Genomic DNA, 13,591 nt, shown 5'->3' with positions numbered 1-13,591 from the left:
GCTCCTTATGCCGTCTTGATCAACTCAATCCTGACCGCGCATTTCTTGTAATCGGTCTGTTTGGAGATCGGGTCCGTCGCATCAAGCGTGACTTTGTTGATCAGCCTGTTGGCGTCGAAGAACGGCACGAACACCAGGCCTTGAGGCGGTTTGTTGCGTCCACGGGTTTCAATCCGTGCACGCATTTCGCCGCGCCGGCTGATCAGTTTCACTTCGCTGCCACGCCTGGCGTTCAAGGCCTTGGCGTCGGCCGGGTGCATGTAGACCAGCGCATCGGGGACTGCTTTATAGAGCTCTTCGACACGCTGGGTCATGGTCCCGGTGTGCCAGTGTTCAAGCACCCGTCCAGTGCTCAACCAGAACGGGAAGTCCGCATCCGGGGCTTCCGCAGGCGGCTCGTAGGGCAGTGCGAAGATGATCGCCTTCTTGTCGGGGTAACCGTAGAACTGCACGCCACTGCCCTTCTCGACATAGGGGTCGTAACCTTCGCGGAAGCGCCACAGCGTTTCCTTGCCTTCGACGACGGGCCAGCGCAACCCGCGCTCGGAGTGATAACGATCAAAGGGCGCAAGGTCATGACCATGCCCACGACCGAATTGGGCATATTCTTCGAACAGGCCTTTTTGCAGGTAGAAACCGAAATCCCGGGCCTCGTCGTTTTGATAGCCCTCAGCCAGTTGCTCAGCGGGGAACTCATCGACCTGACCATTCTTGAACAGTACTTCATACAGGGTCTTGCCCTTGTACTGCGGCGAACTCTCCAACAATTCCGCCGGCCAGACTTCGTCGGTTTTAAAGCGCTTGGAAAATTCGACCAATTGCCAGAGGTCCGACTTGGCGTCCCCCGGCGCCGAAACCAGTTGGTGCCAGAACTGCGTACGTCGCTCCGCGTTGCCGTAAGCGCCCTCTTTCTCGACCCACATGGCCGTGGGCAAAATCAGATCCGCTGCCTGTGCCGAAACGGTGGGATACACATCCGACACCACCACGAAGTTCTCGGGATTGCGCCACCCCGGCAACACTTCCTGCATGATGTTGGGCCCGGCCTGCATGTTGTTGCTGGCCATCGTCCAATACACATTGAGCACGCCGTCCTTGAGCATGCGGCTCTGCTGCACGGCATGGAACCCGACCTTTTCCTTGATGGTGCCCGCCGGCAGTTTCCAGATTTTTTCCGCCGTGGCGCGATGCTTCGGATTGGTCACCACCAGATCGGCCGGTAGACGATGGGAGAACGTGCCCACTTCCCGCGCCGTTCCGCAGGCCGAAGGCTGGCCCGTCAGGGAGAAAGGACTGTTGCCCGGCTCGCTGATTTTCCCGGTCAGCAGGTGGATGTTGTAGATCAGATTGTTGGCCCACACGCCCCGGGTGTGCTGGTTGAAGCCCATGGTCCAGAACGAAACCACTTTGCGCTTGGGGTCGGCGTACAGCTCAGCCAATGCCTTGAGGCGCTCGGCTGGCACCCCGGTTTCCTTCGCGGTGCGTTCCAGGGTGTAGGGTTTTACGAAAGCAGCGAATTGCTCAAAGTCGATGTCGGTCCAGGTGTTCGCTTTGTCGGCATTTTTGGCCTTCATTTCCAGCGGATTATCGGGACGCAAACCGTAGCCGATGTCATCCGTGCCTTTGGCGAATTTGGTGTGTTTGCTAACAAACTCCTGGTTGACCGAACCGCTTTCAATGATGTGGTTGGCGATGTAGTTGAGAATCAGCAAGTCAGTCTGCGGCTTGAACACCATCGGAATGTCGGCCAGTTCAAAACTGCGATGTTCGAAAGTGGAGAGCACGGCCACTTTCACATTCGGCTGGCTTAAACGGCGATCAGTCACCCGACTCCAGAGAATCGGGTGCATTTCCGCCATGTTTGAACCCCACAAGACGAATGCATCGGTGACTTCGATATCGTCATAACAGCCCATCGGTTCGTCGATACCGAACGTGCGCATAAACCCCATGACCGCCGAGGCCATGCAATGGCGTGCGTTGGGGTCGATGTTGTTCGAGCGGAATCCCGCCTTCATCAATTTGTTGGCCGCGTACCCTTCCCAGATCGTCCACTGCCCGGAACCGAACATGGCGATGGATTCCCCGCCCTTGTTCTTCAGCGCCTCCTTGTACTTCAACTCCATCACATCGAACGCCTGTTTCCAGGACACCGGGTGAAACTCGCCCTGTTTGTCATATTGCCCATTGGTCATGCGCAACAGCGGCTGAGTCAGCCGATCAACGCCGTACATGATCTTGGATAAAAAGTAGCCTTTGACGCAGTTCAACCCGCGATTGACCTCGGCTTTTACATCGCCGTGAGTTGCCACTACGCGGTTGTCCTTGGTCGCCACCATGACGCTGCAACCGGTACCGCAAAAACGACAGGGCGCCTTGTTCCAGTTCAGGGAAACCATATCTTGTTCGGTAATCAGGTTGCTGGCCGAGGTAAACACCGGGAGACCCGCAGCCGCTGCCGCGATTCCGGCAGCCTGGGCTTTGACAAACTCTCGCCGAGTCATAGGCATGTGCTTTCTCCCGTCACATCGAGAATCTCGTGATAAACCAGGGCGGCATTGAGCACACCTGGCAAGCGATTGATCTGATCGATTCGCTGAAGAATCTGGCTTTCGTGATCGGTTTCCAGCACAACCACCAATTTGCCGGCAGGGCTTTCCTGATGAAGCTCAACGCCCGTGAGCAAACGCAGGTTGGCTTTCACCGCCTCGAACAAGGCAGGACGGGCATGTACGACAAGACTGGCAATGTGCAGCGTCTTTTCCATAACCAGTACTCCCTGCTGAATTAGAGATGAATGTCGATCAGTTGGGGGCCCCTGGCGGACCGAGGAGCATTTGCAGAAACCAGACGAAAAAACCATAACCACCGACTATCGCCACCGATAACAGTGGAAACAGAACAATGATCAGGAAATAGAAGAGGCGAGTTTCTTTGCGAACTCGCCGAGTGGAGTCATCCATTGATGGCATGGTCAGCGCTCCTGCCAAACTTTTAGAAGAGCCTAGATGGCTTCCTCTGTAAGTTCCATGACTCAGGTCAATAGCAGAGGTTTTAGTGCTTTAAATGCGAACTTGAAGCGCTGGATAAATATTTACATCCGAAAATAATTCTTGCCTTGTTGAGTTATTAACGCTCCAGTTTGCTTATTTCATATTCACGCAACTTGTTGGCAATCGTTGTGTGGGAAACACCCAGTCGCTTGCCGAGCAATCGGCTGCTGGCGTGCTCCGAATACAGCCGCTCCAGCACCGCCTTCTCGAAACGCCCGACGATCTCGTCCAGCCCTCCTTCCAGCGAAAAATCGCCAAGGGGCTGACGCACGCCGTAATCCGGCAGACGAATGTGCTCGGCCTTGACCGTGCCGCCGTCGCACAGGGAAACCGCCTGGAACAGCACGTTCTCCAGTTGCCGCACGTTACCCGGCCAATGGTAGTGACTGAGCCGCTCAATGGCCGCCGGGGCCAGTTTCGGCAGCGGGCAACCGATCTGCCGACTGGCCTGATCGAGGAAATGCTCCACCAGCGGCGTCAAGCCGTCGAGGCATTCGCGCAGCGGCGGGATGTGCAGCGACAACACATTCAAGCGGTGATAGAGATCCTGGCGGAACTCACCGCGAGCGCACAGTTCAGACAGGTCGACCTGGGTCGCGCAGATCACCCGCACATCAAGGTAGACCTCTTCATCGCTGCCTACCCGACGGAAGCAACCGTCCTGCAAAAAGCGCAGCAACTTCACCTGCAAGCGCGGACTCATTTCCCCGACGCCATCGAGAAACAGCGTACCGCCCGCCGTCAGTTCCAGCAGCCCGAGCTTGCCCTCGGCTCGCGCCCCTTCAAAGGCACCAGGGCCGTATCCGAACAATTCCGTCTCGGCCATGGACTCCGGCAAACCGGCGCAATTGAGCGCCATCAACGGCGACTGCCCACGAGGACTGGCCAGATGGCAGGCCCGCGCCAACAATTCTTTGCCGGTGCCGGTTTCGCCTTCTATCAATAGCGGTGCATCGAGTGGCGCCATGCGCCGCGCTTCGCGCACCACCGCGGCCATTACTTTCGAACTTTGGAAGATGCTGTCGAAGCCGCGCAATTCCTGCTTGCGCACGTTGTAGATGCGCTCGCCAACCCGGTCGGCGCGGTGCAACGTCAGCACCGCACCGGCCATGGCTTCGCTGTCGTCGTGCTCCGATTGCAGCGGCGCGATGTCGGCCAGGAACACGTCACCCTTGACCTTGACCCGCAGCCCGTTGATCCGCGACTTGTTGGCCCGCACCAGTTCCGGCAAATCGAAATCCTCGGCGTACCGCGACAGGGGAATCCCCGGCACCTCGTCGACCCGCACCCCGAGCAACTGCGCCGCCGCACGGTTGGCCGCGACGATGGAGCCGCCCATGTCGATCGACAGCACCGGAAACTCCAGCGCACCGAGCAGTGCATTGAGCTCCATGTGCCGACGCTCGCTGGGCATCAGCCCTACACGCTTGACGCCGAAAACCCCGGCAATCGCTTCGAACTTCGGACGCAAGGCCTGGAACTGAATGTTGATCAGGTTCGGGCAATGCAGGTAGATGGCGTTGCCGTGCTCACCGCCCACCTCACCGCGGGCCACGTTGATCCCGTACTCCACCAGCAGATTGAGAATGTCGCGCAGGATGCCGATGCGGTTCTGGCAATGGACTTTGATACGCATGAAAAGGCCCAAACAGTGAAGGACGAGGCCAATGGCAGGGATTTTTCTGCGTGGGCGCTCAGATAGTCGTCAAGATTATGTGACAGACAAAGCATTTTTCAAACCGTGAAATCGCAATAACTGCGCGATCACGGCCAATACGTAACGAAAACTTTACGATTATTGAGGGTTTTTCCTACGCACGACGCCGGGCACCTGCTGCAACGGTGCAATTCATGGAGTATTTCTAAGTCCATAGCAGTACATAACAAGAACGAAATCCCTTAGCAGGAGAGCAGCATGAAGCAGACGCAATACGTGGCTCGCGAGCCCGATGCGCAAGGTTTTATCGACTACCCCGCCGAAGAGCACGCGGTGTGGAACACGCTGATCACTCGTCAACTGAAAGTGATCGAAGGGCGTGCGTGCCAGGAGTACCTGGACGGTATCGAAAAACTCGGTCTGCCCCACGACCGCATTCCTCAACTCGGCGAAATCAACAAGGTCCTCGGTGAAACCACCGGCTGGCAGGTTGCCCGGGTTCCGGCACTGATTCCCTTCCAGACCTTTTTCGAATTGCTGGCCAGCAAGCAGTTCCCGGTAGCGACCTTCATTCGTACCCGCGAAGAACTGGATTACCTGCAAGAGCCGGACATTTTCCACGAGATCTTTGGTCACTGCCCGCTGCTGACCAACCCGTGGTTCGCCGAATTCACCCACACCTACGGCAAACTCGGCCTCAAGGCGTCCAAGGAAGAACGCGTGTACCTGGCGCGCCTGTACTGGATGACCATCGAGTTCGGTCTGGTCGACACCCCGCAAGGCCAGCGCATCTACGGCGGCGGCATTCTGTCTTCACCGAAAGAGACCGTTTATTGCCTGTCGGACGAGCCTGAGCATCAGGCGTTCGATCCGCTGGAATGCATGCGCACGCCTTACCGCATCGACATATTGCAGCCACTGTACTTTGCGTTGCCAAATCTCAAGCGTCTGTTCGACCTCGCTCACGAAGACATCATGGGCATGGTCAAGCAAGCGATGCAGATGGGTCTGCACGCACCGAAATTTCCGCCAAAACCAAAAGCCGCGTGATCCGCCGCTTTTAGAATCAAGTGAGCCTGTCAGAAACCATCGCTTTGGATTAGCGTGGTAGCACTGAGGGCCGATTTCCCAACATTCGATTTCAGGAACACATCATGACCGCATTAACTCAAGCCCATTGCGAAGCCTGCCGCGCCGACGCCCCACAAGTCAGCGATGAAGAACTGCCGATCCTGATCAAGCAGATCCCGGACTGGAACATCGAAATACGCGACGGCATCATGCAACTGGAAAAAGTCTTCCTGTTCAAGAACTTCAAACATGCACTGGCGTTCACCAACGCCGTCGGTGAAATCTCCGAGGCCGAAGGCCACCACCCGGGCCTGCTGACCGAGTGGGGCAAAGTCACCGTGACCTGGTGGAGCCACTCGATCAAAGGCCTGCACCGCAACGACTTCATCATGGCCGCGCGCACTGACGAAGTGGCGAAGGACGCTGAGGGGCGCAAGTAATGCATTTCGACGCCATCGGTCGAGTGCCTGGCGACCCGATCCTCGGCCTGATGGACGCCTACGCGCAGGACCCGAACCCGCGCAAGTTCGATTTGGGCGTGGGTGTCTACAAAGACGCCCAGGGCCTGACGCCGATTCTCGAGTCGGTGAAGCTTGCCGAGCAGCGCCTGGTGGATCGCCAGTCCACCAAGACCTACATCGGTGGCCACGGCGAGCCCGCGTTCGGCAAGGCCATCAATGAGCTGGTGCTGGGTGCCGACTCGAAGCTGATCAACGCACAACGCGCCGGCACCACCCAGACACCGGGTGGCACGGGTGCGCTGCGCCTGAGCGCGGACTTCATCGCCCAATGCCTGCCGGGCCGTGGCGTGTGGTTGAGCAACCCGACCTGGCCGATCCACGAAACGATTTTTGCGACAGCCAAGGTCAAGGTCAGCCACTACCCGTACGTGGGCAGTGACAACCGTCTCGACGTCGACGGCATGCTGGCGGCGCTCAATGAAGCGCCCAAGGGTGACGTGGTGTTGCTGCACGCCTGCTGCCATAACCCGACCGGTTTCGACCTGTCCCAGGATGACTGGCAGCGGGTGCTGGAGGTCGTACGCAAGCGCGAACTGCTGCCACTGATCGACTTTGCGTATCAAGGATTCGGCGATGGCCTGGAGCAGGATGCCTGGTCGACCCGACTGTTCGCCGCCGAGTTGCCGGAACTGCTGATCACCAGTTCCTGCTCGAAAAACTTCGGCCTGTACCGCGACCGCACCGGTGCACTGATTGTCTGCGCGAAAACCGCCGACAAGCTCACCGACATCCGCAGCCAGCTCGCCAACATCGCCCGCAACCTGTGGTCGACGCCGCCGGATCACGGTGCGGCCGTGGTCGCGACCATCCTCGGTGACCCGGAGCTGAAAAACCTCTGGGCTGACGAAGTGGAAGGCATGCGCTTGCGTATCGCCCAACTGCGCAGCGGTCTGGTGGAGGCGCTGGAACCTCACGGATTGCGCGAGCGCTTTGCGCACATTGGCGTGCAACGCGGGATGTTCTCCTACACCGGCCTGTCGCCGGAACAAGTGAAGAACTTGCGGGACAACCACAGCGTGTACATGGTCAGCTCGGGCCGGGCCAACGTGGCGGGGATTGATGCCACGCGTCTGGATCTGCTGGCCGAGGCGATTGCCAAAGTCTGCAAATAACCCTACCCCCCCTGTAGGAGCGAGCTTGCTCGCGATGGTATTTCAGTCGACATCAACATTGCCTGACACACCATCGCGAGCAAGCTCGCTCCTACATGGATTTGTCTATACAACCCCATCCGTCGAAACAAATGGATATAAAAGTCCGTTTGTCATTTTCAGTGCGGTATCCTGCCCAGGCTTTTTTAAAGCGCGGATCTACCAGATCTATCAACAGACTTAGCGAGGAGCGCGACCATGCACGAGATTCCTAATCTCCCCTTCCCAAGCCTGCACGAACCTGAGCAGACGACCACGCAGCAAGCCGGAGCCCAACAGCCCCAGCCGAAAGAAGCCACTGACCGCCGCCAGGCTGACAGAGAAGACTGAAACACCCGCCGTACAGACCGTGTGGAAAGCGCTAACATGCGCTTTCCACACTGCCTGAAACGAGAACTCTGTCCATGACCGATGAATTCAGCGAAGCGCAGGCCAGCGTCCTGATCGGCACCGCCGAGAAAATGATCGAGATCTGGAATCGCCTCTCTCCCGAGAAACAAGCCGCCTTGCTCGCCCGCTTCGGCACCCAGGAAAATGCGCTGGCCGCCCTGGTCACCACGCAGCTGGTCGCTCCCGTCAAACCTGAATGACAGCGCCCGGCAAATAGTTTTACTTTTTCACAACCTGCGACCGTCCACACCGCTATCATAAGCAGCCTATCTATCCTGCTTTACCGTGGACCTTTACCCATGCCTGAAAACCAGCGCCCCCTGGCGGTCACGCTGCAAGTCGTTTCCATCGTCCTTTTCACCTTCATCGGCTACCTGAACATCGGCATCCCCCTGGCCGTATTGCCCGGTTACGTCCACAGCGACCTGGGGTTCGGCGCGGTGATCGCGGGCCTGGTGATCAGCGTGCAATACCTGGCCACCCTGCTCAGTCGCCCCTATGCCGGGAAGATCATCGACAACAAGGGCAGCAAACTTGCCGTGATGTATGGCCTGGCCGGTTGCGGCTTGAGTGGTGTGTTCATGCTGATCTCGGCCTGGACCCAAAGCCTGCCGGCCTTGAGCCTGTTCAGCCTGCTGATCGGCCGCCTGGTGCTCGGCAGCGCGGAAAGCCTGGTGGGCTCGGGCTCGATTGGCTGGGGCATTGGCCGGGTCGGCGCGGCGAATACGGCCAAAGTCATCTCGTGGAACGGTATCGCCAGCTATGGCGCGTTGGCCGTCGGCGCGCCCTTGGGCGTGTTGCTCGTTCATCGACTGGGCTTGTGGAGCATGGGTGTGAGCATTGTGTTGCTGGCCGTGCTCGGCCTGCTGCTGGCCTGGCCGAAAACCGCCGCGCCGATCGTTGCCGGTGAGCGCCTGCCGTTCATGCACGTGCTCGGGCGAGTCTTCCCTCACGGCTGCGGACTGGCCCTGGGCTCCATTGGTTTTGGCACCATCGCCACCTTCATCACCCTGTATTACGCCACGCAACACTGGGATAACGCCGTGCTGTGCCTGAGCCTGTTTGGCGCCAGCTTCATCGGCGCGCGCTTGCTGTTCGGCAACCTGATCAACCGCCTCGGCGGCTTTCGCGTGGCCATTGCCTGCCTGTCAGTGGAAACCCTCGGGTTGCTGTTGCTGTGGCTGGCGCCGGATGCCCATTGGGCACTGGCGGGAGCGGCGCTGAGCGGGTTCGGTTTTTCGCTGGTGTTTCCGGCGCTGGGGGTGGAAGCGGTCAACCTGGTGCCCGCCTCCAGCCGTGGTGCGGCGGTGGGTGCTTATTCGCTATTCATCGATTTGTCGCTGGGGATCACTGGGCCATTGGCCGGTGCGATTGCGGCGGGATTCGGCTTTGCTTCGATCTTCCTGTTCGCCGCACTGGCCGCGCTCAGCGGCCTTGCGCTCAGCGTCTACCTGTACCGGCAGGCGCCGAAGCAACGCGAAACGCGAGACGTGCGTTAGAAATCGACCTTGCCGCGCCCAGCCTTGATGTTGCCACGCTTGCTCTTGGATTCGAGGCGACGGGTCTTCGAACCGAGCGTCGGCTTGGTCGGACGACGCTTTTTCTCGACCTTGGTGGCACTCTGGATCAGTTCGATCAAACGCTCCAGAGCATCCGCACGGTTCTGCTCCTGTGTCCGGTATTGCTGAGCCTTGATGATCAACACACCGTCGCTGGTGATGCGGCTGTCACGCAGCGCCAGTAGCCGCTCCTTGTAGAACTCGGGCAAGGACGACGCCGGAATGTCGAAGCGCAGGTGCACGGCACTGGAGACCTTGTTGACGTTCTGCCCACCGGCGCCCTGGGCGCGAATGGCCGTCAACTCGATCTCGGCATCCGGCAGGTGCACGTTGTTGGAAATGACCAGCATGGAAAAGCGTCCGTATTCAGAACGTGCAGGATACCGCGAATGAGTGACAGGAACGCAGCAGAACCAATGTGGGAGCAAGCCCGCTCCCACAGGGTTTTGTGTGAACCTTGGAAACAACAAACCCGGCACTTGGCCGGGTTTGTTGTTTCTGCGCGGAGTTACTCCACTGCAACCTGCAAGGCACGCTGCGCACTGCGCTTGTTCTTGATGCCGTAGCAGACCCACATGAACACCAGCCACACCGGAATCGCGTACACCGATGTCTGAATCCCCGGAATCAACAACATCACACCGAGGACGAACACCACGAACGCCAGGCAGATGTAGTTCCCGTACGGGTACCACAGGGCCTTGAACAGCGGCGTTTGTTTGGTCTTGTTCATGTGCTGGCGGAACTTGAAGTGCGAGTAGCTGATCATCGCCCAGTTGATCACCAGGGTGGCCACGACCAGCGACATCAGCAGCTCCAGCGCGTTTTGCGGGATCAGGTAGTTCAGCAGCACCGCGATCAGGGTCACGGCAGCCGAAGCCAGGATCGAACGCACCGGCACGCCGCGCTTGTCGATCTTCGCCAATGCTTTCGGCGCATCACCCTGCTCGGCCATGCCCAGCAGCATGCGGCTGTTGCAGTAGGTGCCGCTGTTGTACACCGACAAGGCTGCGGTCAGGACCACGAAGTTGAGGATGTGCGCGGCGGTGTTGCTGCCCAGCATCGAGAACACTTGCACGAACGGGCTGCCGCTGTAGGAGTCACCGGAGGCGTTCAGGGTGGTCAGCAAGCTGTCCCACGGGGTCAACGACAGCAGGATCACCAGCGCACCGATGTAGAAAATCAGGATCCGGTAGATCACCTGGTTGATCGCTTTCGGGATCACGGTTTTCGGCTTGTCGGCTTCGGCAGCGGTGAAACCGAGCATTTCCAGACCACCGAAGGAAAACATGATGAAAGCCATGGCCATCACCAGACCGCTGACACCGTTCGGGAAGAAGCCACCGTGGGACCACAGGTTGCTCACCGCCGCTTGCGGGCCGCCATTGCCGCTGACCAGCAGGTAGCTGCCCAGGGCAATCATGCCGACGATCGCCACGACCTTGATGATCGCGAACCAGAACTCGGCCTCGCCGAACACTTTGACGTTGGCCAGGTTGATGGCGTTGATCAGCACAAAGAAGGCAGCTGCGGAGACCCAGGTCGGGATGTCAGGAGCCCAATAGTGGATGTATTTGCCGACCGCAGTCAGCTCGGACATGCCCACCAGAATGTACAGAATCCAGCAGTTCCAGCCCGACAGGAAGCCGGCAAAGCCGCCCCAGTACTTGTGCGCGAAGTGGCTGAAGGAACCGGCCACCGGATCTTCGACGATCATTTCGCCCAGTTGGCGCATGATCATGAAGGCGATGAAGCCGCAGATGGCGTAGCCGAGGATCATCGACGGGCCGGCGGATTTCAGTACCCCGGCCGAGCCGAGGAACAAGCCGGTACCGATCGCGCCACCGAGGGCGATCAATTGAATGTGGCGATTTTTCAGGCCGCGTTTCAGCTCGCCTGATTGCGGGTTTTGTCCACTCATGAAAAGGGTCTCACGCAAGGTTTGATGATGTTCAGTCGACGTTGCTGCTCAAGAAAGGCGTTAAGCGGCACCGATCAAACCCCAGCGCAGGCACCAGGAGTTCAGCGTATTTACAACGGTCATGCGTCACCTGTTTGTTTTTATCTGCGACGAAATCGAACCCGACACGCTCGTGACGCGACGGAGTGAACAAGGCGGATAGCCTTGAGGTTTGCGCAGGTGCGCAGGAGGTCACAGGTAAAACGCGGCGCATTGTACACCTGTAACCCCCTGCTGCCAGACCCGCTGGACAAGCGTGCCTATGGCCGGGATTGCCTGTGTCCGCCCCGAGAGGCTCGGGCGGCTGCAAAAAATGGGTCAGATCCTTGCGGATCATCGACGGAAAAGGCAGGAAAACCGCCCCTCGCAGAGAGATGGAGATGGATTGCGGCGTTCATTGCGCCTCCTTTTTGTTATGCACCTGCACGACAGGCATGGCACGCATGACACCCTGCTTGCGGTAGTGAAACAAGCGGTCCAGAGCGCTGGCAGAAGAATGGAAAGCGTTAGGACGTAAGAATTTTCTTACAGCATTCAAGGAAAGGCGATTCCATGGGGTTAACCACGGGATTTCGTCAGGTTTTCTTTACGGGGCGTAATTCTGGGTTTCCACTTCGGACATCCCGGTGCGGCGACTGGCGCTTTCGCGGGCAAGCCCGCTCCTACAGGAGACCGGGTTGTTTTGCAGAAATGCGATCCTTTGTGGGAGCGAGCCTGCTCGCGAAGACGGCCTCAAAAACGACATAGACATAAAACCAGACCCAAAAAAAACGCCAACCCGAAGGTTGGCGTTGTTCACTTGTCGCTTACAGCTTGAAGCTTACCGCTGCCTCACTCCGGCTTGCGACGACCAAAGCCCGGACGCTGGCCGGAACCGGCTGGTGCGCCACGGCGCTTGCCCGATGGCGCGTCGCCGTCGACCAGCTTGATCCCTGGGCGCTTCGGCGCAGGCTTGGCCGGGCGCTTGGTGTCGACCGGGCGATCGGCTACCGGCGTACCACGACCTTCGCCACGCTCCGTACGGCCGTTGGCCGGACGTGGCGTGCGTGGACCGCGTTCGCCGTCCTGACGGGCGGCTGGCTTGCGACCTGGACGCTCGCCTTCGATCTGCGGCTCGCGGTTTTCACGCGGGGCAGCAGGTCCGCCACTCGCTGGACGCAGGGTGCGCACGCGCTCGGTCCTGGCCATCGGCCGCGACGACTTGCGCTGCATCCGGTCGAGCTTGTCCTTGCTCTTGGCGTTGAGTTGCGGCATGGCCACCGGCGTCAGGCCAACTTCGGCGCTGAGAATGTCGACTTCGTACTGGCTCATTTCACGCCAGCGACCCATCGGCAGGTCGGAGTTGAGGAACACCGGGCCGAAACGCACGCGCTTCAGACGGCTGACCACCAGGCCCTGGGATTCCCACAGGCGACGCACTTCACGGTTACGACCTTCCATCACCACACAGTGGTACCAGTGGTTGAAACCTTCGCCACCTGGCGCCTGCTTGATGTCGGTGAACTTGGCCGGGCCATCTTCAAGAACAACGCCAGCCTTCAGGCGCTCGATCATCTCGTCGTCGACTTCACCGCGTACACGCACGGCGTACTCGCGGTCCATCTCGTAGGACGGATGCATCAAACGGTTGGCCAGTTCACCGTCGGTGGTGAACATCAGCAAACCGGTGGTATTGATGTCGAGACGGCCGATGTTGATCCAGCGCCCTTCTTTCGGACGCGGCAGCTTGTCGAACACCGTCGGACGACCTTCAGGGTCGACACGGGTGCAGATTTCGCCGTCGGGTTTGTTGTACATGATCACGCGGCGGACCGACTCGGCGGCCTCTTCACGCTTGATCACCTTGCCATCGATGGTGATGGCGTCGTGCATGTCGACACGCTGGCCAAGGGTGGCGTCTTTGCCGTTGACCTTGATGCGGCCGTGGCTGATCCAGGCTTCCACGTCACGGCGCGAGCCGACGCCGATACGGGCGAGGACTTTCTGCAGTTTTTCGCCTGCTGGGCCGATTGGCTGGTCGTCTTGCTGGTCTTTGATACTCATCTGGGCACCTCCCGGTGTGGTCTGAAAACTGGGTACTTGGGCGAAGGGATCGCCGAAGGGTCGCGAATCATACGCGCATGAGGGCGTTTGCGCATCAGAGACTAGCTGATCAAGGCAAGGTAATTTGTTTTTCCGCCGGCCGGTGGCACGCAGCTTTCTGTATACACAACTCCCTGTAGGAGCGAG

General features: G+C 59.1%; 12 protein-coding genes. 5 read left to right on the top strand and 7 right to left on the bottom strand.

The features are described 5' to 3' along the window. Positions 1 to 5 precede the first annotated feature (5 nt). The 4 genes from napA to KW849_RS27810 all read right to left on the bottom strand — a co-directional run bounded on the left by napA (position 6) and on the right by KW849_RS27810 (position 4,689). Positions 6 to 2,510, bottom strand: a complete 2,505-nt coding sequence (gene napA / locus KW849_RS27825) for a nitrate reductase catalytic subunit NapA (RefSeq protein ID WP_218432630.1) — start codon at positions 2,508 to 2,510, stop codon at positions 6 to 8. After that, positions 2,501 to 2,767 carry a chaperone NapD gene (locus tag KW849_RS27820; protein WP_095058996.1) on the bottom strand — a complete coding sequence of 89 codons (267 nt, stop codon included), beginning with the start codon at positions 2,765 to 2,767 and terminating at the stop codon, positions 2,501 to 2,503. The genes napA and KW849_RS27820 overlap by 10 nt, the downstream gene beginning before the upstream one ends. 37 nt (positions 2,768 to 2,804) lie before the next feature. Further along, complete coding sequence (locus KW849_RS27815) at positions 2,805 to 2,972, bottom strand: periplasmic nitrate reductase, NapE protein (protein ID WP_218432629.1); 168 nt, start codon at positions 2,970 to 2,972, stop codon at positions 2,805 to 2,807. A 157-nt stretch (positions 2,973 to 3,129) separates the two neighbouring features. Continuing rightward, positions 3,130 to 4,689 carry a sigma-54-dependent transcriptional regulator gene (locus tag KW849_RS27810; RefSeq protein WP_218432628.1) on the bottom strand — a complete coding sequence of 520 codons (1,560 nt, stop codon included), beginning with the start codon at positions 4,687 to 4,689 and terminating at the stop codon, positions 3,130 to 3,132. 279 nt (positions 4,690 to 4,968) lie between these two features. Between KW849_RS27810 and phhA the strand changes: the two genes are divergently transcribed. The 5 genes from phhA (at position 4,969) to KW849_RS27785 (ending at position 9,342) form a co-directional block, all read left to right on the top strand. Then, positions 4,969 to 5,760 carry a phenylalanine 4-monooxygenase gene (gene phhA, locus KW849_RS27805; protein WP_108218607.1) on the top strand — a complete coding sequence of 264 codons (792 nt, stop codon included), beginning with the start codon at positions 4,969 to 4,971 and terminating at the stop codon, positions 5,758 to 5,760. Positions 5,761 to 5,864: 104 nt separating this feature from the next. Then, a complete protein-coding gene (locus KW849_RS27800; protein WP_218432624.1) occupies positions 5,865 to 6,221 on the top strand; it encodes a 4a-hydroxytetrahydrobiopterin dehydratase in 357 nt (118 codons plus the stop codon). Beyond that, positions 6,221 to 7,414 carry an amino acid aminotransferase gene (locus KW849_RS27795; protein WP_218432623.1) on the top strand — a complete coding sequence of 398 codons (1,194 nt, stop codon included), beginning with the start codon at positions 6,221 to 6,223 and terminating at the stop codon, positions 7,412 to 7,414. Before KW849_RS27800 ends, KW849_RS27795 begins: the two co-directional genes overlap by 1 nt. 443 nt (positions 7,415 to 7,857) lie before the next feature. Continuing rightward, positions 7,858 to 8,043, top strand: a complete 186-nt coding sequence (locus KW849_RS27790; RefSeq protein WP_108218605.1) for a hypothetical protein — start codon at positions 7,858 to 7,860, stop codon at positions 8,041 to 8,043. Between the two features lie 99 nt (positions 8,044 to 8,142). Further along, positions 8,143 to 9,342 carry an MFS transporter gene (locus KW849_RS27785; protein WP_218432622.1) on the top strand — a complete coding sequence of 400 codons (1,200 nt, stop codon included), beginning with the start codon at positions 8,143 to 8,145 and terminating at the stop codon, positions 9,340 to 9,342. Here KW849_RS27785 and arfB read toward each other — a convergent pair. From arfB to rluB, 3 genes are all read right to left on the bottom strand, one after another. Then, positions 9,339 to 9,752 carry an alternative ribosome rescue aminoacyl-tRNA hydrolase ArfB gene (arfB, locus tag KW849_RS27780; protein ID WP_108218603.1) on the bottom strand — a complete coding sequence of 138 codons (414 nt, stop codon included), beginning with the start codon at positions 9,750 to 9,752 and terminating at the stop codon, positions 9,339 to 9,341. The genes KW849_RS27785 and arfB overlap by 4 nt on opposite strands. 158 nt (positions 9,753 to 9,910) lie before the next feature. After that, positions 9,911 to 11,323 carry an amino acid permease gene (locus tag KW849_RS27775; RefSeq protein WP_218432621.1) on the bottom strand — a complete coding sequence of 471 codons (1,413 nt, stop codon included), beginning with the start codon at positions 11,321 to 11,323 and terminating at the stop codon, positions 9,911 to 9,913. 870 nt (positions 11,324 to 12,193) lie between these two features. Continuing rightward, positions 12,194 to 13,405, bottom strand: coding sequence for a 23S rRNA pseudouridine(2605) synthase RluB (gene rluB, locus KW849_RS27770; protein WP_218432619.1), 1,212 nt, complete (start codon positions 13,403 to 13,405; stop codon positions 12,194 to 12,196). Positions 13,406 to 13,591: the final 186 nt, after the last annotated feature.

Source organism: Pseudomonas sp. PDM26 (assembly GCF_019219185.1).
Lineage (GTDB): Bacteria > Pseudomonadota > Gammaproteobacteria > Pseudomonadales > Pseudomonadaceae > Aquipseudomonas.
Note: the sequence above shows the minus strand (reverse complement) of the source record. Positions and strands in the feature narration are given on the sequence as shown.